General features: G+C 67.7%; 12 protein-coding genes. All 12 read right to left on the bottom strand.

The window, feature by feature from the left end; all coding sequences use genetic code 11:
* Window positions 1–384: 384 nt before the first annotated feature.
* From RBA40_RS03320 to RBA40_RS03375, 12 genes are read right to left on the bottom strand one after another with little or no spacing between them, the layout of a single operon-like run.
* Window positions 385–3,237 (bottom strand): hypothetical protein, encoded by a 2,853-nt coding sequence (locus RBA40_RS03320; protein WP_306645948.1) that lies wholly within the window; start codon window positions 3,235–3,237, stop codon window positions 385–387.
* A gap of 6 nt (window positions 3,238–3,243) precedes the next feature.
* The gene (locus RBA40_RS03325) at window positions 3,244–4,641 is read right to left on the bottom strand and encodes an ATP-binding protein (RefSeq protein ID WP_306645949.1); all 1,398 of its coding nucleotides are present in this window, start codon (window positions 4,639–4,641) and stop codon (window positions 3,244–3,246) included.
* The gene (locus RBA40_RS03330) at window positions 4,625–11,362 is read right to left on the bottom strand and encodes a contractile injection system tape measure protein (RefSeq protein ID WP_306645951.1); all 6,738 of its coding nucleotides are present in this window, start codon (window positions 11,360–11,362) and stop codon (window positions 4,625–4,627) included. Before RBA40_RS03330 ends, RBA40_RS03325 begins: the two co-directional genes overlap by 17 nt.
* Window positions 11,363–11,366: 4 nt before the next feature.
* Window positions 11,367–13,850: a contractile injection system baseplate wedge protein gene (locus RBA40_RS03335; protein ID WP_306645952.1), complete on the bottom strand. Its 2,484-nt coding sequence runs from the start codon at window positions 13,848–13,850 to the stop codon at window positions 11,367–11,369.
* Window positions 13,847–14,119 (bottom strand): hypothetical protein, encoded by a 273-nt coding sequence (locus RBA40_RS03340; protein WP_306645954.1) that lies wholly within the window; start codon window positions 14,117–14,119, stop codon window positions 13,847–13,849. The genes RBA40_RS03335 and RBA40_RS03340 overlap by 4 nt, the downstream gene beginning before the upstream one ends.
* Window positions 14,116–14,958, bottom strand: a complete 843-nt coding sequence (locus RBA40_RS03345; RefSeq protein WP_306645956.1) for a contractile injection system tail -fiber like adhesin — start codon at window positions 14,956–14,958, stop codon at window positions 14,116–14,118. The genes RBA40_RS03340 and RBA40_RS03345 overlap by 4 nt, the downstream gene beginning before the upstream one ends.
* On the bottom strand, window positions 14,945–18,640 hold the full coding sequence (locus tag RBA40_RS03350; protein ID WP_306645957.1) for a baseplate J/gp47 family protein: 3,696 nt from the start codon (window positions 18,638–18,640) through the stop codon (window positions 14,945–14,947). Before RBA40_RS03350 ends, RBA40_RS03345 begins: the two co-directional genes overlap by 14 nt.
* Complete coding sequence (locus tag RBA40_RS03355) at window positions 18,627–19,061, bottom strand: gp25 family contractile injection system sheath assembly initiator (protein ID WP_306645959.1); 435 nt, start codon at window positions 19,059–19,061, stop codon at window positions 18,627–18,629. The genes RBA40_RS03350 and RBA40_RS03355 overlap by 14 nt, the downstream gene beginning before the upstream one ends.
* 7 nt (window positions 19,062–19,068) lie before the next feature.
* Window positions 19,069–19,371: a PAAR domain-containing contractile injection system baseplate protein gene (locus tag RBA40_RS03360; protein WP_099878580.1), complete on the bottom strand. Its 303-nt coding sequence runs from the start codon at window positions 19,369–19,371 to the stop codon at window positions 19,069–19,071.
* Window positions 19,372–19,429: 58 nt separating this feature from the next.
* Window positions 19,430–21,244: a type VI secretion system tip protein VgrG gene (gene vgrG, locus RBA40_RS03365; RefSeq protein WP_306645960.1), complete on the bottom strand. Its 1,815-nt coding sequence runs from the start codon at window positions 21,242–21,244 to the stop codon at window positions 19,430–19,432.
* 38 nt (window positions 21,245–21,282) lie between these two features.
* Window positions 21,283–22,008, bottom strand: a complete 726-nt coding sequence (locus tag RBA40_RS03370; RefSeq protein WP_306645962.1) for a CIS tube protein — start codon at window positions 22,006–22,008, stop codon at window positions 21,283–21,285.
* Window positions 22,009–22,215, bottom strand: coding sequence for a DUF5908 family protein (locus tag RBA40_RS03375; protein WP_306645964.1), 207 nt, complete (start codon window positions 22,213–22,215; stop codon window positions 22,009–22,011). It abuts the gene before it with no gap.

Genomic DNA, 22,215 nt, shown 5'->3' on the forward strand with positions numbered 1-22,215 from the left:
TGATGCTTTATGTGCAAGATCGATATACCAATATAACACCAATATGCGGAAATATGCATACCAAATTAAACGTTATAAATACCAAATTATGCCGGCGGGGAACGGCCGGTAGCGCAGGGCAGCAGTCGTACGAATCGTGCAACGCTTCCATGTCGCTGCTGCCCGATGAAGTTATGCATGATCGACACTTCGGTATCCGGGATGGAGCCAAAACCGAATACATGCAAGGCAGCACCGATGCGACCTGCACTACCTGGCAGGTATCGCGCGCGCCAAGATGTCGGCGATGCTGGATACAAGGCGAACTACACCCGTCCCGGCGATAGCGCCAGCAGGAAACAGCGGATATAACGAGCACGGCAGTGCCGGCTCGCTTCCCCGAGCTTACGGCCGCTCGTTGCGCTCCTTGAATTTGGCGCGGAAATAGAAATACATGCCGATCAGGCACAGCACCAGCACGGCGGGAATCAGGTAGCCGTCTGACGCCGGGGCCAGGTAGGGATCGAACAGCAGCAAGGCCACCAGCACCAATACGGCCAGCAGCGCGACGGCCAGCGGCGCCACGTAGTGTTTGTGCAGCAGCGTGCGCGCCGGGCACGAGCGCCAATACGCGATCGCCAATACCACCAGGATGATAAGCAGCAGATCGAATGCGAAGCGCAGCGGCCAGCGGTACTCGCAGACCAGCTTGCTGACCGTGCTGTCGGTGCTGCTGGCCTGGCCCGGCGGATCGCGGAAAAAATCCTGAATGCAATCGTCCACCGATTGCGATTCGCCGCAGTCCTTGACGCCGGCGACGGCGCGCCTGGCTGGCGCCGCATTGGCTGGTGTCCAGCCCGGCCAGAAACCGACCCCGCCGAAATTCTGGTTAAAGTAGACCAGGTCTTCCTGCAGCTGTTGCCAGCCGCTGCCATCGAAATTGATGACCGGCACGATCCGGTTCAAGAGGCGTAGCTGATCCATGGTCGTACCGGTGCTCTCGATCTCGCGCCGCAGCAGTTGCTTGTTGTACCCGCTCGGCTCATCGAACAAGACCAGGAGATTGGGTAGCTTGCGCATCTGTTCGCGCTGCAACATCTGATGGCGCCGTTCGGTCATCCACCATGGCGCCAGCGTCTCGTCGCCACGCACCATGCCGGCCAACGTGCTGTATTGGAAGATCCCCTTGTTCAGTTCGGTGCGGCGCATCATGATGTTCAGGCGAAAATGTTTCTGGTCGAGCCGCTTGCGCAGATCGCCAAGAAAGGTCTCGAACTGTCCCACCGAAGCGGCGTCGCGCGGATAGCCATCGAAATACAGGGTCACGCCATCGCCGCGGACCGGCACCGGCGTCGTGCCGAACGAAAGCCATGGCCGTGCCCTGGACGCAAGGTCGGTCATGGACGCGTTGAGCAGGCTCTCGATATTTTTCGACAGCAGGGCAAACCCGTGTGCGCGCTCTTCGACGCCGAGCGCCGACCACGGCCCCCAGGCGCTGCGCTGAATCACCCAGTCGACGTTGACCCGGTGCCGGCGCGCGGCGGTGACGAAGTCGAGCTGCCGGTCGTCCTGGCCACTGAACAATTCGCTGACCCTGCCGCCGCCATTGGCCATGATCAGCGTGCCGCTATCGTCGAAGGTGACCCCGTAATAGTTAACGCGCGACACCAGGCTGAAATCGATCCGCTGGGCGGCCCCGCCGTGCCAGAACGGCAGGAAGCGAAACACCTGGGTTCTCTGGTCGTCGCTGCAACCGCACAGGTCCGCTGCCAGTGTGATCGGTGCGGACCGGTCGTACGCTGGCGTCTTGCGGCTCACCTGGTCGAACAGGTAGCCGTAGCGCGTGTACAGGTCGCCTATCGTTCTGCGTTCCTTGTATCCGGGGCTCGCGCTGTCAGCCGCCCCCTCGGGGACGAACTCGGGATCGGCCGGCCCGCAGTAATTGGCGTCGCGCAGGTTTCGAAGGCGTTTGCCAAGATCGGGATCGGCATCCTGGCCGTAACTGACGGCCTCGATCAGCGCCGCCATGTCCTCGTCGCTCATGCGCCCGGATGGCGCCGGCGCCCGGCGCGCGGGCGACACCGCCGGCTGGCAACTGCCGATACCCACCGTTAGCCGGTCTTGCAGCGCCCGTGCGAACAGTTGCTGGTGCGGGTATTGCATGCCGACCATCGGTTGCAGCAGGGCGGCCAGTGGCGCGGGCAGTACCGGCCTTGCGGCGATGGCGGCCAGGGTCTCGTCGGTCACGCCGATGCCGTGATCGGTCTTGACCGCATGCTCTTTCAGCAGCGGCAGCAGGGGGCCCGCCTTCTGGGTAGTGTCCGCCAGCACCGCCTTTACTTCCTCCTCGAAGTCGGTGTGCGCGATGACGGTGTCCGGCTCGACCAGCGCCTTGAGCGCCTTGACCGTGGCGGCTGAGAATTGACGCTTGCTGGTAATGGTCTTGAGGTCCTCCGCCGTCAGTCCGTACCAGTAAGTCTGGCCGACCTTGTCGCCCATGTTGGCAACTTGCGCACTGGCCTTCGCGTGGTAGCGCACCAGCACCGGTGGCAGCTTGACCTCGTCGAGCCGCAGGCGGATCGGATACAGCGTGGCGCGGTCGGGTTGCCCGTCGATCCAGCGTCCGAATTCGACGCTCAGCACATCGGGGCGCCATTCCTTGTGCGCCGCCAGGCGGTCGGCAAAATGCAGCAGGGCGTCGACCGATGCTTCCGACACGTTCGGCGCCGGCTCCATATTGTAATAGAGCCAGAAGCGCGTGATGAAGGACAGCGTGATCGGTCCCACCACGTTATCCGACAGGGGCTGGCCGGCTGCGGCATGGGCCTTCGCGTAAGACGCGTCGCCCTGGAAGATCTGCTTGAGCGCATCCTGGATGCGTTTGCGCTTTTTGGCATCGTAACGCTGCAGCACCTCGACCGACAGCAGGCGTGGCCCCGCTGTCGCCTTGGGTGGCGCCGGCATAGCTGCAGCAATCGCCTTGGTTGGCGCCGGCGTGGTATCAGCAGCCTTGGACGACGCCGGCGTGACCGCTGCAACCGCCGCCGGACCGGCCACGACAACCGTTTCTGGCCTAGGTACGGACACGGTAACCGCTTCCGGCGGCGCCGGCCTCGACGCCGCGACAGGCTTGGCCGGTGCCGGCGTGGCGACAGCCGGCACGGGCGCGGCGGCGGCCCGGACCGCCGGTTCGGACAGCGCCAACAGGAAGCCCAGCGCCGCACAAGGCAGGAAAGACCAGCGTGAATGTAGGTTCATAGATCCCTAAAGGGTGCGTCCTTCTTTGATGAATTCCTTCTTGATCGCGCGTTCCAGGTCGTCCAGTTCGATACGTACGTTGTCCATGGCCTGCTTTTCCTGGCGTCGCGCCGCGCGAATGGCGGCGTAGCGCGCCACGTTGGTCAGGGCGCCGCCCGAGAGCACGTGCTTGTCGGCCAGGCGGTGCAGATCGACGTCGGCTGCCAGCAAAGCGCGGTCCTGAAACAGCTTGTCCCACAATTGTTCGCGTTGCAGCGCGTCCGGCAGCGGAAAATAGATCGCCGACTGGAAGCGGCGCGCAAACGCCTCGTCCAGATTGGAGCGCAGGTTGGTCGCCAGGATGACGACGCCGGGGAAGTCCTCCACCCGTTGCAGCAGGTAAGAGATTTCCTGGTTGGCGTGACGGTCGTTCGAACTGCTGCCTTCGGTGCGCTTGCCGAACAGGGCGTCGGCCTCGTCGAAAAACAGGATCCAGTTCTTGTTCTGCGCCTGGTCGAACACATTGGCCAGGTTCTTTTCGGTCTCGCCGATATATTTGGAGACGATCATCGACAGGTCGATGCGGTACACGTCCACGCCGACCGATTGCCCGAGCAAGGTCGCCGTGAGCGTCTTGCCGGTGCCGGGAGGTCCGTAGAACAGGGCGCGAAAGCCCGCCTTGACCTTCGTCTCCAGGCCCCAGCGGCGCAGCAGGGCGGACCCGCCGCGCATCCAGGCGCGGATCTGCTCGATTTCATCCATCACCTCGGGCGCCAGCACCAGGTCGGACCATGCCAGCGGAGTGGTTATGAGCTTGGCCGGGAAGCCGGCGCCGAAGTCCGGCTTGTGCTGCTGGCCGACGGTGAGCCGGTGCAGATAATCGGTCTCCACCGCCAGCGTCGCGCGCAGCGCCGGCTCGCCGCTGGCCGCCTGCTGCATGCGCAAGATGCCCAGCTTCGCAAAAAAATGCGACGGCTCGAACAGCCGTCCCACCTCGAAGCGGCGTTGCAAATCGTCCCCGGCGAGGATGAAGACGGCGGTTTCGCCGGTCGGCAGCAAGCCGCTGTGCGCGGCGCCGCGCACGCCGCCGAACTCGGTGAAGGTGCGTTCGATCAGCTTGTTATGCGTCAGCAGCAGATCCAGCGCCTGCGGACGGATGTGCGGCAGCAGCGCCAGAATCAGGACGATGCGCTCGTCGGCGCTCATCGCCACCCCGGCGCCGTTGCGCACGGTGTCGGCGAACAGCGATGGGTCGCCGGCCAGCTCCGGCGGCGCCGGGAAGACCGGCACCACTCCGGCGTCGGCATCCTGCGCCACGAAGTACGTCTCGAAGCGCGCCGTCAGCACCGCCCCGAACCAGTCGATCTCGCGCGCCAGGCTGCGCGCGTTGGCCGTCATTGCTTCCTGTTCAGCGCCATTCGACATGCACGGCCCTTTCCATCCATGGATGCCGGATAACCGAGAATGACCACGGCAGCGCGTCGAGCAGCATGTCGAACGAGCCGGCTTCCACTTTCAGGCGCCAGGCGTCGTCTTTCAGGTGCATGCTGCCGGGCCGCTGCAGGAACGATTGCCGCAGGCCGTCGGGCGAGGTGTTGCCGATGGTTTTCCAGTGCGCGATCATCGCCCGCAGCATCGTGTCGACCGCCTCGCGCTCCTCGTCGGTCGGCACGATTTCGCGGACGATCGGGGCGCTCAGCTTCAAGCCGCACAATACCTTGTTCAGGCCAAGCTGGTATTCCGGGCAGTCGGTCTGGCCGCTGACAATGAACTGCACCAGGTGCACCGCGCGCTCGGCCGCCTCGGTGCTCTTGAAACGGGCGCCCTCGGTCAGGCCCACCATCGCAAACAGGCGCGGAAGGTAAGGGCCGGCCAGTACCTGGCCGGCGTTCGACAGGTACAGGGCGTCGCACTCGTCATCGAGCACGCTGGCGGCGCCCTGCGCCAGGGCCGGCGCATGGCGCCGCGCTGGCGCGGCGACGTCGGCTGCTTCGGTCAGATGGGCCGCCAGCGCGCGCGCATACGCGGCCGGCTCAAAGCGCAAGCGCTGCTCGAAGAACCAGCCAAAGGCAAACTGCCTGGTCCGAAGCCCGATACGGGCCGCGGCGGGCGCCGGCAGATCCCGCGCCAGGGGGCCACCAACCTCACGCGCACAGCGCTGCACTGCCTCCAGGTCGGCCCCGGCCAGCAGCGTGACCACGCTCTCCAGCAGGCCCGCCGAAAACTGGGCGCTGTCGTCGCCGGCGCCGTGGAGCAGCGGGGCCAGCGCCGCGCGCTGCGCCGGCGGGTGAGCGGCGAGGGCGCGCGCGCAGGGAACGGCGGGCCGTTTCGGTGCGGGCGGCGCTGGTGCGGCGAAACGCGCGTCGAGATCGTCGAGATCGACCGCACGCTCGTTGGCCAGGTCGTCGAGCACCTGGCGCAGGTAGGCCTGCGGCGCGGCGCTGCGGCTGGCATGGGCCTGGGCGGCGCCAAGCAGGGTTTTTCCATGTTCGCCAATGTTGTCGAGGTGGGCGGCGATCCGCCGCAGCACGTCGGGATCGGACTGGGGTAGGGTGGTCGGTGCGGCAGGCATGGGGTCCTCCGGGGTGGATGGCACGGTGGTTGCGGATGGCGGTTCCGCTGCGGCAGGCTGGCTGTCGACGTGTTCGGCGATGGCTTCCAGGTCGATCGCCTCGCCGCGCTCGAGGGCGATGTTGACGGAGCGCAGGAAGCCGGCGGTATCCACGCTGCGTTCAGCATACGCGCCGATGGCGTGCTGCAGCACGCTGTCCGGGCTTGCCATGTGCGTCTTGATGGCTTGCCACAGCCGGCCAACCGTATCGCCGTGGGGAGCGCGTGTTGCCGTCTGCGGTGCGGGCATCGGGGCTGCGGTCAGTTGCATGACGCCCGCCAGCCAACGCACGCGGTCGGGTTGTGGTGCGCGCGCGGCATGCGGCTCCAGCAGGGCAGTGAGCGCATCGAGCACTGGCGCCGGGAAGTGCTGCGCGACCCGCTCCCATACGGCGGCGCGCGCGCCGATGTCCATGATCGCCTTGCGGGCATCGTCGCCGAGGCCTGCAAAGACGGCCGGTGCGAGGCCGGCCGCATCGCCGTCGACGAGCGCGCGCACAAGGAACGCGGTGCGGGCACGCGCATCGACGGCGGTCAGGTCGATACGTTGTGAGTGTTCAAGCGCGTCGTGGGCGGCGCGCAGGAAATCCGGGGGACACGCGTTGTGGGCGGCATGCACGGCGATGGCCTGCATCTGCATGTCGCGCTGCAAATGGTTCTCCACGGCGGCCATGCGGGTGGCTACTTGCCGCCACAGCTCGATCACGGGAGCGCTCGGGGCGCGCAGCGCGGCCTTGTAGCGCTCCGGATCGAAGGGCGTTACTGCCAGGTGCATGATGCTGGCGAGCCAGAGGTCGCGTGCCGGCGCCCCCGACGCGGCTGCGATGTTGCGCAGGATGGAGGGTGCCTGCGGCGCCACCAGTGTCGTCAATTCGTCCAGCAGCGCGAGCGGGAAACGCCGGGCGACGCGCTGCCACACGTCGAAGCGGGCGCCGGTTCGTGCGATCGCCTGGCGCGCCGCGTCCCTGTGTGCCAGGAGCAGATCGGCCGTAAGCGCCGTCGCATCGGCATCGTCGAGCGCCGCCAGGATGCGCTGGATCGGTTGCACGGTGTCGTCGGGCGGCGTATTCGACGGGACAGGCGCGCCGACCGCCGCCGCATAGCGTAGCGGGTCGAACGGCATGGCCGCCAGGTGCATCATGCTGGCCAGCCAGCGCTCGCGCGCGGGCAGTATCGCGGCGCCGGTGGCGATTGGCGGCTGCCGCAGGATGGCTGCCGCGGCCGGGGCCATCAATGCCGTCATGTCATCGAGCAGCTCAAGCGGGAAGCGCCGCGCGACCGGCTGCCATACGTCGACACGGGCGCCGATGCGGGCGATGGCCTGGCGCGCAGCGTCGGCGTGCACGGCAAGAGCATCGGGCAGCAGGGCTGCCGCATCTGTGGCAAGTAGCGCCGCCAGGATGTGGCGTGCCGGCTCGGCGCCCGGTTCGGCGCCGGGTTCAGTGGGCGCCGTGCTCATTGCGGCGGTATAGCGCGCGGCGTCGAACGCAATGGCGGTCAGGTGCATGATGCTGGCGAGCCAGCGGCGACGCTCGGGAATCGCCGCGGCGTGCGCACCGGCATGCAGATCGCGCAGGATGGTGGCCGCCTGCGGCGCCAGCAAGGTGGTGATCCGCCCGAGCAGCGCGAGCGGGAAACGCTGCGCGACACGCTGCCATACATCGAAGCGGGCGCCGATGTTGGCGATTGCCTGGCGCGCTTCGGCGTCCTCCACCGCAAGCAGGCCGGCCTCGAAGGCGTCCGCGTCGCAGGACCGCAGCGCTGACAAGATGCGCAGTTCCGGGCCGGTGGCGATGTCGATCCGGTCGCGCAGGACAGGGATGGCCGGTGTTGGCTGGCTTTGGCGCGCGGGTGCGTGCCCGACCAATGCGGCAGCATGGCGGCGCGGGTCGAAGGGCATGGCTGTCAGACGCATGAAGCTGGCAAGCCAGCGGTCGCGATCCTGGATCGGTAGCTCGCTTTGCGGTGCCAGCAATGCCGTCATCCGGTCGAGAACATCGAGCGGGAATCGCCGTGCCACGCGCTCCCATACGTCGCCCCGCGCGCCGATGCGGATGATGGCGGCGCGTGCCGCTGCGCTGTGTTCACTGAATATATCCGCCGGCAGATTCGCCGCGTCCGCAGCCAGCAAGGCTGACAAAATGCGCTGTTCGACGTCGGCGCGATTCGTCAGGCCCATGGCGGCGGCGTAGCGCGAGGCATCGAATGGCATCCCCGTCAGGTGCATGAAGCTGGCAAGCCAGCGGTCCCGATCGCGAATAGGCAGCTCGCGCAGTACGTCTTCGGCCTGCGGCGCCAGCAAGGCCGTCATCCGGTGAAGTACATCGAGTGGGAAGCGCTGCGCCACGTGTTTCCAGACATCGGTGCGTGCGCCAATACGGATGATGGCTTCGCGTGCCGCTTCGCTGTGCGTGCCGAACATGTCCGGTGGCAGATCCGCCAACTCCCCGGCCAGTAATGCCGAGTAAATGCGCTGCTCCGTGTCCGTACCGCTCGCCAGATGCATGAAGCTGGCGAGCCAGCGGTTGCGATCAACGATCGGTAGCTCCCGCTGTGGCGCCAGCAGTGCCGTCAGCCGGTCAAGTACATCGAGCGGGCAGCGCCGCGCCACGCGCTCCCAGACGTCGCGACGCGCGCCGATACGGGCGATGGCGTCGCGAGCCGCTTCGCTGTGCGCATCGAACATGTCCGGTGGCAGATGCGCCAACTCCCCGGCCAGCAATGCCGAGTAAATGCGCTGTTCCGTGTCCATACCACTCGCCAGCTGCATGAAGCTGGCGAGCCAGCAGTCGCGATCGACGATCGGAAGCCCCCGCTGCGGCGCCAGCAATGCAGTGAGCCCGTTGAGTACATCGAGCGGGAAGCGCTGCGCCACGCGGTCCCAGAGATCGCCACGCGCGCCGATGCGGGCGATAGCGGCCCGGGCCGATTCGCTGTGCGTACTGAATATGTCCGGTGGCAGATGCGCCGCGTCGCCGGCCAGCAAGGCCGCGAAAATACTTTGTTCAGTGTCCGCGCCACTCGTCAGGTGCATGAAGCTGGCGAGCCAGCGGGGCCGGTCATGAGTCGCTAACCTGTGCTGCGGCGACATCAACGCCATCAGCCGATCAAGTACATCGAGCGGGAAGCGTTGCGCCACGCGCTCCCAGATGTCGCCACGCGCGCCGATGCGGGCGATGGCGTCGCGGGCCGCTTCGCTGTGCATACCGAATATGCCTGGCGGCAGAGTCGCCGCATCCCCGGCCAGCAGTGCCGCGAAAATGCGCTGTCCGGCGTCTGCGCGGCTGGTCAAGCCGATTGCTGCGGCATAGCTGGCGGCGTCGAACGGCAGCGCCGTCAGGTGCATGAAGCTGGCGAGCCAGCGGTCCGGCCCGCAGGCCGGAAGCTCGCGCAAGATGTTCCCGGCCTGTGGTGCCAGCAACGCCGTCATTTGATTAAGGACATCAGGTGGAAAGCGCTGCGCCACGCGCTCCCAGACCTCGCTGCGCGCGCCGATGCGGGCGATGGCGTCGCGCGCCGCCTCGCTGTGTGCGACAAACGCATCCAGCGGGAGGCTAGCCACGTCCGCTTCCAGCAACGCGGAAAAAATGCGCGCTTGTGCCGCCGCGCCGACGGCAAGGCTCACTGCAGCGGTGTAGCGGGCGGCGTCGAACGGCCCGGCCGCGAGGTGCATCATGCTGGCGAACCAGGAGTCTCTCTCGGCCAGCACGGCGCCGCCCAAGCGGTGCAGGATCGCGGGTGCCTGCGGCGCCATCAGCATGGTCATTTCATCGAGCAGCGCCATGGGGAAGCGTTGGGATACGCGCCTCCACACCTGCGCGTTGGCGCCGATATGTGCAATCGCCGCGCGCGCCGGTTCGCCGGACAGGCCCGATAGCGCGGATGCGTCGGCATCGAGCAGCGCGCGCAGCACGCATGCCGTCGCGGCACGCGCTTCGATGGCCGCGGGATCGAAGGTCGTGCCTTGCCGCAGGTCGTCCCACGCGGCGCGCAGAAAGTCCGCCGGACTGACGCTGCCGGCCGCATGGGCTGCGATCTCCTGCCTTCGGATCCCGGGTAGCTGGTCGCCTTGCGCGCTGCCCAGGCATGCTTCAATCTGCTGCCACAGCTTGACCACGAGCGCACTCGGGGCGCGCAGCGCGGCGCGGTAGCGTGCCGGGTCGAACGGCACGGCGCTCAGGTGCATTACGCCTGCGAGCCACGCGCTGCGTGCCGTTGCGGGCGATCGCGCCGCGACGCGGGCTTCCGCGATCGACATGGCCTGCGGCGCCAGGAGCATGGTCAGCTCGTCGAGCAGCGTCAGCGGAAAGCGCTGCGCGACCCGCTGCCAGAGGTCATGGCGCGCGCCGATACCGCGCATCGCGCTTGCCAGCGCGTCGGCATGCACCGCGCGCAAGGCCGACCACGCGGGTGGCAGATAGTCCGGATTAGCTTCCGACAGCATGCGAACGAACTGCCTGACCTTCACGTCAGTGGCGGCGGCGGGGGCCAGCGCCTCGAACATGGCGCCGGCCCACGCATCACGGTCGCGGCCTGCCGCCGCCGATCCGGCCAGCGCCGCCATGTCGTCGAGCATGGACAGTGGAAAGTGCGCGGCGATACGCTGCCATAAGGCCTGGTCCGCGCCCTGACGCAGCATGACTGCGCGCAGGGCCGGGGCGTGGTGCGCCACCAGTTCGTCCCAGTCGGCGCAGATGGATGCCGCATCGGCGGCCGCCAGCGCCTGTGCGAAGCGCGCCTGGGCATCGTCGGCGCGGTGCGGGCGGGTGGCGCTGTCGATGCCGATCTCGCGCAGCAGTGCCTGGGTTTGCGCGCCGGCGTCAGTTCCGAGCGCACCGGCGGCCGCGCGCAAGGCCGGCGTGGCCTGGCCCGATGCCGCGCCCAGCACGCGCGCCAGCACCAGCTCCCACAGCAGGCGCTCCTGATGCCGCCGCGCCCCGGCGTCGCCGGCGAGGGTAGCGCCGATCGCGTTCACCAGTGCCAGCCACGCCGCGGCGTCCTGCGCCAGCAGCGGCACGAGGCGGCGCAGTTGTTCGCCGTCGAACTGTTGCGCCAGGCGCTTGACGACGCCCGGCACGGCCACCGCGCGGCGCAGAATGCCGGGCAAGGCCAGGGCATCGTTGGCCAGCAAACGTTCGAGCAGCGCAGCGGGAGTGTCGCCGCGTCGCTCCAATCCACCGCTGCGCAGGAAGCGTTCGAACAGGGCGGCATCGCTGGCCGGCGCGCTCGCTTCGGCGACGACGCCAGGGGTGGCGTGCAAGGCGTCAATCAGCGCGGCGCGCAGTAGTTCGCGCAGACGTTCGCCCAATTCGGCATCGAGCAGATGCGCCGGCACATCGCCAAGATCGATGTCGAGCCGCTCGATGCGGCGCAGGCGGCCATCATCCATGTCGTCGAGCACCGCTTCGAGCTCCGGCAACATACGTCCCTTCACCAGTTCCAGCAGGCGCTCGTGCGGCATCGGCTGGGGGCGCGGCGCGTCGCTTTCGAACGTCAGCTCGACATGCAGCTCTCCGATGCGGTGGATGGCGCTCATCGGCTCATACCCAGTGACTGTGGGCGTCGCGCTGCTGCTGGCGCAGCAGGAAACTGATCAGATAGGCGGAGGCGTCGTCGAGAGCTTTGTCGGCCCGCCCGTCCGGCTCCGCCGCGTCGTGGCCGGCCAGCGTGGCGTGTCTCAGCTTGTCGAGCCAGTTGCGAAAACGCGATTCGAAATCGTCCATCTGCACGTAGCCCAGCCAGTAAAACGTGGGCAGGATGTGCGCCGGCAGATTCAGGCTGACGGTATCCTGCGCAAATTTCTGGAACTCCGGGTCGTGAAAGCGCGCGGTCCAGTTGGGGAACACGACACTGACGCGGAACGGGAAAAAGCCCTCGCCGGCGGCAGGAAATTGCGCGCTATCGCCACTGCGCGGCCGCAGCAGGGTGTGTTCGACCAGGTGAAAGCCTTCGCAGCGCATGTTCAGCGCGCGCAAGGTCTCGCTCAGCTCCTTCAGTTCGGCGGCGTCTTCGCCGGACTGCAGCTCGCCCAGATGCCAGTATGTCAATGGCGCGCTTCTGACCTTGAACCGGACGGCGGCGCGCCCCTCGGACGTGCGGTCGATCTCCAGGCGGCCGGGCGCGAAGGCCTTGCGCATCAGTGTCGCGGCCACGTTCATGGTAGCGCCGGGACGAGGCGCGCGCACGTGCCGGAACACGCCGGACAGTGCTCCTTCGCCGATGTGGGCGTCGGGGACGATGCGCAAGCCGGCGCGGCGCATCGGCTCGCACAGCGAGCGGCAGCAATGGTGTTCGTGCAGCCCCAGCAAGATGGCGATCTTGCGCTGGGCGCCGCTGACATTGTCGCTGTCCCAGGCCGGCAGGTCGTAGCGAAAGCCGGCTGCGCGCTGCCGCAGCAGCACCACGATGCGGGTGAGGAAGGCCAGTTTGTTGTCGAGCAGCCAGGCGTGCATCGCCTGGCGCACCGGGAAGTACACATTGAATTTGCGCAGCGCCTGTTGTGTGTAGCACTCGCCATACATCGCCAGCATGACGTCGATCACGCGTTCGCGCCGGTCCTCGAACGGATCGAGGCGGCGCCGGATAGCGTCGAGTTCCTGCGCCATCTGGTCCGGCTCGCGCGTGTACAGCGCTTCGATATCGGGCAGCATCGCGTCGTTCAGGGCTTGGGAAAAATACGATTGGGTCAGGTCCGTGTCGATCGAAAACACGCTGGCGATGCCGGCCAGGTTCTGCAGGTAGTTCGCCATCACCTGTTCAAAGACGTACAGGTAGGCCTTGAGCTGGCGCGCGTGCGCGTGCGCTTCGGGCGGGGCGCTGGCCGGCACGCCGTAGGCATTGATGCCGTAAATGGCCGGGAACTGGTGCTGGATCGAGTAATACGGCGCCAGCGGCTGGCCGGCGCCGGCCGGAACCTCGCCCAGGTGCTCGAGCGAGGCGTGGCGCTGGCGCAGCGCGCGCGCTTCGAACTGCAGTTTGTTCAAATTGATCCTGGCGCGCGAGATGAGTGCGCTCACGGCGTCGGCGTCGCTCTCGTCGTCGTTGTCGGGGGCCGCTGTCCGGCCCATGAAATGCACGCGCAGCATGCGCTTTTGCCGTTCATTGCCGGGGAAGCACAGGCGCGGCACCAGCCGCTTGCCGCCCGCGCCATCGAGCCTGGCGGACTTGCCCTCGGCGTCGCACAAGTCCAGCATGTGGACCTGGCGCACGCCATCGATGCCGCGAATCAGTCCGATCAGGCGCGGCAGCGAAATGCCGGCGTCGGGCGCGCGCTGCGCGCTCTCGGTGATGTGGCCGTGCGTCGTAAACGGTCCGGAAAAGAGCTCGTCGGGCGGCACGCCGTCGGCCGCCGCATGCTCGTAGCTGTCGAATTGCAGGCCGGAGATGAGGTGGTGGGCGCACTGGAAAAAAATGTCGGCGTAGATCGCGGCAGGATCGCGCAGGCTGTGCACTTCGATATCGCCGGTCAGGTAGAAATCCTCGGTCTCGAGTACGGCGATGCGTCCGATGTCCTCGCATAGCGCGCGCGCGGCGCCGGCCTGGACGCGGATGCGGCGCGCCACGCCGGCCGCCTGCGCCGCCGTCGGCTCCGCCCGCACGCCGGTGGGAGGATCGCCCAGCTTGAAGGCGATGTCGATCAGGCCGTCCGTGGAGCCGGCCTGGGTCACCCACACATCCTCGATCTCGGCAATGCGGTCGTACAGCAGGCGGCGCCAGTCGTCGGCGGTGACCGGCTCGCTCGGGAAGATGTCTTGCGGCAGGTGCAGCGCGTGCCGCTCCAGGTCGATCGTGCCGTCGCGCCCGGCCAGGTAATCCTCGTGCCGGAAGGCGGAGCGGTAGGCCAGTTCGGTGAGCGCGTAGCTGAGCTGGTCGAGGATGGTCACGCCCGGATCGTGGGCGTTGTAATCGGTCCAGCGCTGACCGCACAGTGCCTGCAGCATGGCGGTGCCGGTGCGCTGCAGGGCCTCGAAATCGAGGCCGTCGGGATCGGGCCCGCGACTGCGAATGGTCAGCGCCGCGCTCATGCCTCGCCCATGCCGGCCACCTGTTGCTCCAGTGCGTCCATCAGCAGGTGCACGCGGTGGTAGGGCAGCAGGCGCAGGGCGCCGACGATCAGCTGCAGGTCGGGCAGGCTGACGCTGTAGGCGTGGGCAGCATCGGCATCGGCGGCGGCATTGGCCTGGCGGTTCAGGCGTCCGATCAGGTCGAACACGGTCTTGAACGGCAGCTCGGCCAGCGCTTCGATCACCAGCGCCCCCTGGTCGGCGCGCAGCGACAGGGTAAGCGCGCTCACGGCTGGCCGCCGCGTGCCGACTTTGGCCAGCTTGCCTTCATCGCCGGGTCGAACCAGAGCTGGGTCAGGTAAACCTGGATCGCGCTGCGCTCGGCCGGCGCGGTGCCGTCGGCGTCGTAGGCGCAGCCGACCCGGATTTGCAGCCGGTAAGGCGAGGTGGCCGCTTTGGCGGCGCCGCACCAGCGCAGTTCGAGGCGGCTGCATTTGCTGCCGTAGTGGGCCTGGTGGCAGGTAATCTCGTTTTTGCCCCCCTGGAAGGCGGACAGTGCGAAGGCGTGCAGTACCGCATATTTGCCCGAGTCGCGCTTGCCGGCGCCGGCCATGACCTCGAACGCCTGGCAGCCGGTCAGGTCGGACGTGACGTCGTGCCAGTTGCCGTCGGCCGGCACGCTGGCGCAGGCGCGTCCGGTGCGCCCGTCCGCCACGATCCGCCCTTGCAGGTCGAGCTCGAACTGGCTGGTGGCCGGGCGCGGCGGGCCGGCCAGGGTGGCGAAGGCGACCTCGGCGCCGGCCGGGCTGAGCGCCATCGCCTTGCGGTAGCCGGGCGTGCCGTCCGGGCCATCGGCCGATTGCGGCCCGCCGGTGCCGAACACCAGGCTGCCGCCGCCCTTGTCCATGCGCACCGACCAGATCGCGCTCTTGTCGGCGATGTCGTGGTAAAAGCTCATCAGGCGGCCCTGGCCGATCTGGCCGACCTTCAGGCCGTCGTGGGCGTTCTTGTCGAACTGCTGGTCGACGATGTTGAGCATCGATTCGATCAGGGCGCCGAACGCGTCCTGGGCTGGCATCGCGCCTTTCTGGAACAGCCGCTTGAGTGTTTCCCGGCTATGAAGCGCCATGGCTATCCTCTGGTGAAATGATGAAGGTGGAACCGATATCGAGCGAGTTCAGGTCGGCCGCGCGGGCGGCGTCGGCGCTGGCGATCCCGATCAGGTGGCTGTGCAGCGGCACCGCCACGCTCCACGGATACTGCGGCGTGAGCGCGGCGTCGGCGGCATCGGCGCCGCGCGCCGTGTCCGACAGCACGAAGCGCGCGGCCCCGGTGGGCGCCACGCGCAGCATGGAGCAGCCGCTGACGTCGGCAATGTAGTCGAGGCCGATGATGAACGATTCGACGTCGTGCATGCGCACGCGCCAGCCGAAGTGGGTTTGCGGTCCCGGCGCGCGCCACGGCGACAGGAAGGCGGAAATATCCTGGTTCAGGCGCGTGATGTAGTGACCGCCAGCCAGCCCGTCCTTCAGACGGATGCCGCAGCGCACCTGGATTTGCTCGTACACCGGCGGCTTGACCGCAATGGTGGCCGCCGGCGGCGCCACGGTGCGGATGAAGCGCTCGATGTCGTCGACCAGCTTGCCGTTCAGGTGGGGCATGGCGTCGAGCGGCGCGCCATCGGCCACATGCGGCAGCGCGACGATCAGCAGATGGCCGGGACGCACCCAGTCGCGCGCCGAGAGGCCCTCGGTGACCAGATTGGGAAAGCACTTGACCTTGTACACATCGGGGAATTGCTGCAGGATCAGCGCCTCGTAATCGGCTGGCGTCACCGCGCGTCCCTTGTGGCGCAGGCGCTCGGCGATCCGGGTATGCATCTGGGTGCGGCTTTCCGGCAACGCGCCGCCGGACGAGGCGGCCACCTGGGTGATCTTGCCCAGGCCGGGAATCACGGTGCGGCTGCGCTCGATGCTGGCGGCCGGCAGGATCATGCTCGCCAGCGTCCCCGCGACCGCGCTCCGGCGCTCGATTTGCAGGGCGTGGGCGTACACCGTGTAGACGCTGGAGAAGTGCTGCAGCGCGGCCGAGGCGGCCACCCGCAGCCAGTACAGGCCGGCCGGCATGACGGTGTGGTCGAGGCTGATGTCGGGCGGGATCGACAGCGTGACGACGCCCGAGGTCATGAAGGCGCTGGTGCCGTCGGCGATGATATTGCGGCGCGGTAGTGTTTTCCAGCGGTTGCCGCTCAGGTAAGACCAGTGCGGTTCGACCGGATGGCCGGGCACCGAATCGTCGCGCAGGTGGAAAAACAAGGTCAGGGCGGCCTCGAAGCCGCTGGCCGACAGACCGATATGCAGGTTGCCCAGGTCCTGGCAATCGGGAATCAGGGTGACGCCGGTCTCGGTGGCCGCGCCGATCGCTTCCCAGCCGTGCGGGTGCAGGTGGATCAGCACGTTGTTGGCCAGCGCCTTGGGCGCCGCGCCGCGGTGCAGGTCGATATGGGCGATGGCGCGGTAGTTGAGCGCGATCGTATTGACCAGCGGCGTGTAGGGCAGGTCGGGCACGCCGGCCTGGAAATGGCGGCTCTTGTCGCGCAGATTGCGCGTCATGGCGTCGCTGAGCGCGTACGGATACTCGCGGTGGCCGAAGGCGAAGCGCGGTGCGGCCAGGGTGAACTTGAAAAAGCCGCTGCGCGCCGTCGCGCTGTAGCTGGTCTCGGGCGCGGCCGGCGCGGCGACCGGCTTGACGCGCCCGATCATGCCGTCGCACGGCAGGTTAACGTGGCGCAGCACGCGCTTGCTGGCGGTGTGGCCGTAGTTGGTCCGAAACAGCGGCAGCCACGGCGCTTCGGCTTCGTCCGGTCCCCAGACGCCGTCGGCCAGCGCCTCGATGCGGGCGAAATACTGGTCGCTGCCCTGTGCGCCCGGGTAGTCGTGATAGTACTCCAGGAAGCCGCCGCTGTCGGGCGGCAGGTCGCCCCATTCGAGGTCGATATCGGCGCTGGTGAGCGTCTTGACGGCCGCTTCCTCGCTGCCGACGATCAGGTAGGAGCCGACCGTCGGCAGCGCGCCGAAGGGCTGGAATGGCAAGGCCGGGCTGAGCATGCCGATATGGTTATGCAGCAACAGCTGGCGGCAGCCGCACACGCGTACCGCGATCGCGGCGGCGGCCAGGTGCAGCGCGCGCAGCAGGCCGAAGGGGTAGACATAGCTGTCCGGATTGAGGCGCAGGCGCAACACCGGCACGGCGACCTGGTAATCCTCGCCGTGCAGCGCCGGCGCGTAGGGCACCACCGGCGGGGCGTCCAGGCCCAGCTCGAAGTCGATGCGCAGCGTGGGCGGGAGCGGCTCCGCGTCGCCGTCCGTTTCGCCTTCCCAGCGCGGATAGTAGGCGGGCACCGGCAGCCAGCCGGCCGGCCCGCTCAGTTCGATCAGGAACAGGCCGCGCAAGATGCGTGCGCGCACGTCGTCGTGGTCGATGCGCTGGTCGCTGTCAGGTGCGCCCGGGCGCGTCTCGCGCAACACCTGTTCCAGTGCGCGCAGGCGCTGGCCGAGCGTGTCGTCGTCAAAGCGCAAGGTCAGGCTGACCTGGCGAATGCCTTCGCGCATCAAGAGCACCGTGCTGGCCAGCGCTACGCCGAAGCGTGCATCCTGCACGGCGCGGTTATCGCCCGGGTTCTTGGGCGCGCCCATCAGCGGCACGGCCGACAGCGGCGCGGGGTCGGTGACGACCAGCTTGTCCGGCACGTCCAGCTGGCGGCACCAGATGTTGCTGGGCCAGGCGGCATGGGGCGGCGCCTTGCCTTTCTCGTCCATGTCGGTCTCGGGGGCGATATCGGGGTCGCGGTGACAGTACAGGGTGCTCAGCGCGCGCACCCGGGCGTCGCCCACCGTCAGGGCGCGCTCGGTCTGGTACACCAGGGGGGCGCCGGCGCCGCCGGACTGCGCGAAAAACTCGGCGCCGGCCGGCACCTCCACGTACTGGCCGGGGGCACAGGGGGCCACCACCAGGCAGGCATGGTCGGGCACGGCCGGCAGCGGCTTCATGCCCAGCACGCGCTCGTAATAAAAGTCGATATGGGCGCCGGTGAAGCGGTTCAGGCGCCAGTGCAGGCGCTCGGCCATCTTGATGAAGGCGATCAGGAGCGCCACGCCAGGGTCGTGCTCGCCGCTCACCAGCGAATCGGGCAACAGACGGGCCGCTTCCTGCTGCACCATTTCGATCGCCTTGATGAAGGCGAAATAACTCGCCCGCATGCCCGCCTTGCTGATTTCGCCGGCGGGCGCGCTGTGCCATTGCGGCCCCAGCCCCAGTCCGGGCGCCGGCAGGAAGGCGGCAAAACCCCCGCCGTCGTCGCACAGGGTGGCGGTCACGCTCACCAGCAGGGTGTGCAGCTTGCGCCCGGCGTTGCCGGGACTGGTCGACAGGGAGCGCGTCCAGCGGTCGAGCATCTCGGTGGCCAGCGCCGTCATCGGCAGCGTCTCGACGCGCCATTCCGCTACCTCGGCGGCGCTGTCCCACCACTGCTCGAAGTCGCCCTGCAGGCGCGTCAGGTTGGTCGAGAGAATGCGCGCGATGACGATGGTTTCGTCGGCCGAAAAATACGCTTCCCAGTTGCCGCCGACGCTGTTGTCGAGCTGGTAGAACTTGACCAGGGCGGCGTACTCGCTGGCCATGGCGAGCAGGTCCGGAAAGGACATTTCGGCCAGCGAAAAATAGCCGTCCTGCAGCGCCGGCAGCATGCGCCCGGCCTGGCTGGTGCCGTCGCGCACGAACAGGCGCGGGGGATCGGCGTCAAAGGGTGGCATTGGTGCCTTCGGCGAAGTAGAACGGATAGACCATATTGCTGCGCGTATTGGTCAGGCGCACGGTGTAGGCGAGGTGGATGTCGAGCCGGCCCTGGTCCATGCCGGCGTCGCTGATCGCGATCCGGTCGAGCGTGATGCGCGGCTCGAAAAACAGGATGGCGTGCTCGATCATGCCCTTGATTTCGGTCAGGGTGTTGTAGCTGATGCTGTCGAACACGTGCAGCTTGATGCCGCAGCCGAAGGTGGGGCGCATGACCCGCTCGCCCGGCGCGGTCGAGAGCAGGATGCGCAGGCTCTGGCCGATATCGTCATCGCCCGATACCATGGCCGCCTGGCCGCCCGCGCTGTACGGACCGTCCGATTTGGTGAACGCCGGCGGAAAGGCCCAGCCGCGCCCGAGGAAGGATTGGTCGATGCTCATGGCTGCCTCATCCGCCGATCATGACAGTGGGGCAACCGAGCACGATGGTGCCGCCATGCTGGCACGGGTCGCCCACGCGCGCGGCCGCCTTGCCGCCGATGAAGACCGTGGTGGAGCCTTGGGCGATCTGATCCGGCGGGCCGACGCAGGTGCATTTATCCCCCATCACGGCGGCCACCAGTTTGCCGATCAGGACCGTCGGTACGCCGGGGCCGATCACGGGGCCGCCCACGTGCGGAATCGGGGACGGCACGGCCGGCGTCTGCATCGGGCACACGTGCATATCGGTCTGGCGGGCGGCGGGCGGCATGGCGGCATCCTTTCGGGAACGGTGGTGGGGGGCGGCGGCACGGACTTCATGCGCGCGGTCAGTTGATGTTCACGGTTGCTCCCTTGATGGTGGTCTGGCCGCTGGCCGAGAATTCGGCGCTGCTCGCCCCTTTCGCCACCATCGCCATGCCGGCCTTGATGGTGATGTTCTGGGCGTCCTGCGTCATGTCCTTGCCGGCCTTGAGCGCCATGTCGCTGCCGGCCGTGATCTCGATCTTGGCCTTGGCGGTGAGCACGATGTCGGAGGCGCTGTCGAGCAGGATGCCTTTTTCGCTGAGCGAGAACGTGTTGCCGTTCTGGTCGGTGGCGACGATGGATTTGGCGTCGTCGCTCATGACCACCTTGTTGCCGGCCGGCGTGAGCAGGCTGATGACCTTTTTCTCGTCGTTGAACTCGACCTTCAGCAAGCCCTTGGTGACGATCGCCTTGGTATAGTTCTCGGCGCTCAGCGCGTACGGCGGGGCACGCATGCTGCTGTACAGGCTGGCGATGACGACGGGGTTGGACGGGTCGTTGTTGAGATAGGCGACGATCACCTCGTCGCCTATCTCGGGAATGAAGAAGGCGCCCACCTTGTCCGAGCCGTAGGCGCTGGCCAGGCGCGCCCAGACCCCGCCGGCATCGTCCTGCAGCACCGGCAAGGTAACCTGGATGCGGTTTTCACCGCCCGGATCGGCATCGAGCTTGGCGACCTTGCCGATGTGCAGGCCGGTCACGCCGGGCATCAGGCCGGATGCGGCTTCGCCGGTCCCGCCCTGGCGGACGCCGCCCCAGTCGGGGTCCAGGCCGAAATCGACGTCGGTGATCCAGTTGCCGTCGGCGATGTGATGTTCGACCGAACTGACGAACACCTTGCCGCTGAAGCGCGTGCCCACGCCCTTGAGGTCGATCATGGTGCCGGGCAAGGCCAGCGCGCTGCCCTGGAAGGCCATGCTGCCGCGCACCCGCGCCAGCGCGGCCTTGACCTGGCGCGCCTTGGTCCAGGCCGTGAGCGCCGCCGTCTCGAGCGGCACCGGGGTTTGCAGGCGCAGCGACGCGATGCCGCCCACCTTGCCCAGGGTGGCCGCGTCCAGGTTGCCCTGCAGCGACAGGTCCACGGGCCCCGCGTCCTGCGTGGCAATCGCCTGGTTGGCGGGGTCCCAGCTCACGCCGGTCACCTTGGCGTACTGGGTGCGGGCATCGATCTCGGCCTCGAAGCGCATGATGTCGGTGCCGTAGGTCAGGCTCAGCACGGCCGTGGCGCTGGTGTCGGGCGGCTTGACCGTGACGGTCTCGTCGCCGGTGATGACCAGCAAGCCGTTCGCTTCGGCGCGCGCCAGCAGGAAGTCCCAGTCGCTGCTGTAGTACTGCACCAGCCCGTGATACTCGCTGGTGGTGGCGGCAACGTCGGCACTGACGCCGGAACAGCCGCTCAGCAGCGCCGTGATGGCAGCACTGTCGGTGCTGTCGACATGGTTCTTGTTGTTGCGGCTCAAGGTCAGTGCGAAGGCCGGGTGGCGGCATTCGATGCACACGCGCACCCGGTTGCCGGCGTCGATGCGCACGCCGTGCTTGATGACGACGCCGGAAAAGATCGGCCACGTCTTGGCGCCATAGCCGGCTTCGATGCTGATGCGCGCGCCCGGCACCAGTTGCGCGGCATCGCTGACCGCGAAGGTCTTGGCCGCCATGTCGCCGTCGGCCACGTAGATGCGCGCCTGCGCCAGCTTGTTGACGCTGCGCGACACCTCCACGGCGATGACGCGCATGCTGTCGGGCAGCACCGCGCCGTCGCTTTTGACGACCAGCTTGAACACGCCCTTGCTGGCTGCGGTGGGCGAGGGCGGGCCGCCGGGGGCTGCGGCATCGGACACGGAATCGGGCGGGGGACACATCGGCGCGGCCTTGTGGTTCAGTTAATCGGAGGAAAGCGCAGCACCATGCCGGGCGCCAGGGCGCGAAAGCCGACCAGGCCGTTCACACGGGCAACCTCCATGTAATAGCCGGGATCGGCATAGATGCGCTCGCATAACAGGGGCAGGGTGTCGCCGGCGCGCACGGCCACCAGGTGCGACAGGTCGGGCGAACTCCTGGTCGCGCTTTGTTCGATTTTCTTGGGACTGGCCATGGCCAGCACGCCCAGCGTGACCTTGGCGCGCAGCGGTTGTCCGCTGGGCTTGAACAGGGTGTAGTCGATATCCATCGACTCGACCACTCCGACGAAATTCATGTCGCCCCAGACAAAGCGCAGCACGTTCGGCTCGTGGATGGCGCCCTGGTAATCGTAGACCAGCGCGCGCAGGGCGGCGAGCATGTCGGTGACGCTGGGGGCGTCGGTTGTGACCAGGGTACCGGTGTTGATCAGCGAGTTGAGGTCGGCATTGACGAGCGAGACCACCCCGGTGCCGTCGAGGATCAGTTGCGGCAAGGTCAGCTTCTCCGGATTGACCGCGCTGAACTTGGGCGTCGCGCCCGGCTGGCCCAGGGTGGGGCACTGGTTGTACTGCACGCTCAGGCGATGCTGGTAGCTGGCCGGATTGATCTGCACTTCGAAGGATGGCCCGGCTTTGTCGACGCCGTCGGCATCGCACGGCGAAATCTTGAGCAGGTTTTTCGAGCCGAGGCTGATGCCGCCCATCTAGCGCTCCTGCATCTGGTTGATGGCGTCGCGCAGCAGGCGCGTGCGCTGGGCCACGGTCTTGTCGTCGGCGCCCAGTTGCGGGCCGCCCGGAACGCAGGTGTCCTTCTTGGCGGGCGGCGCTTCCTGGGCGCGCGTGGCAGCGGCGCCGGGGGCGCCCTGTACCACATTCGACTTGATATTCAACTGGTTGATTTCGATGGGCAT

Source organism: Massilia pseudoviolaceinigra, assembly GCF_030846505.1.
GTDB classification, from domain to species: Bacteria; Pseudomonadota; Gammaproteobacteria; order Burkholderiales; family Burkholderiaceae_D; genus Telluria_A; species Telluria_A violaceinigra.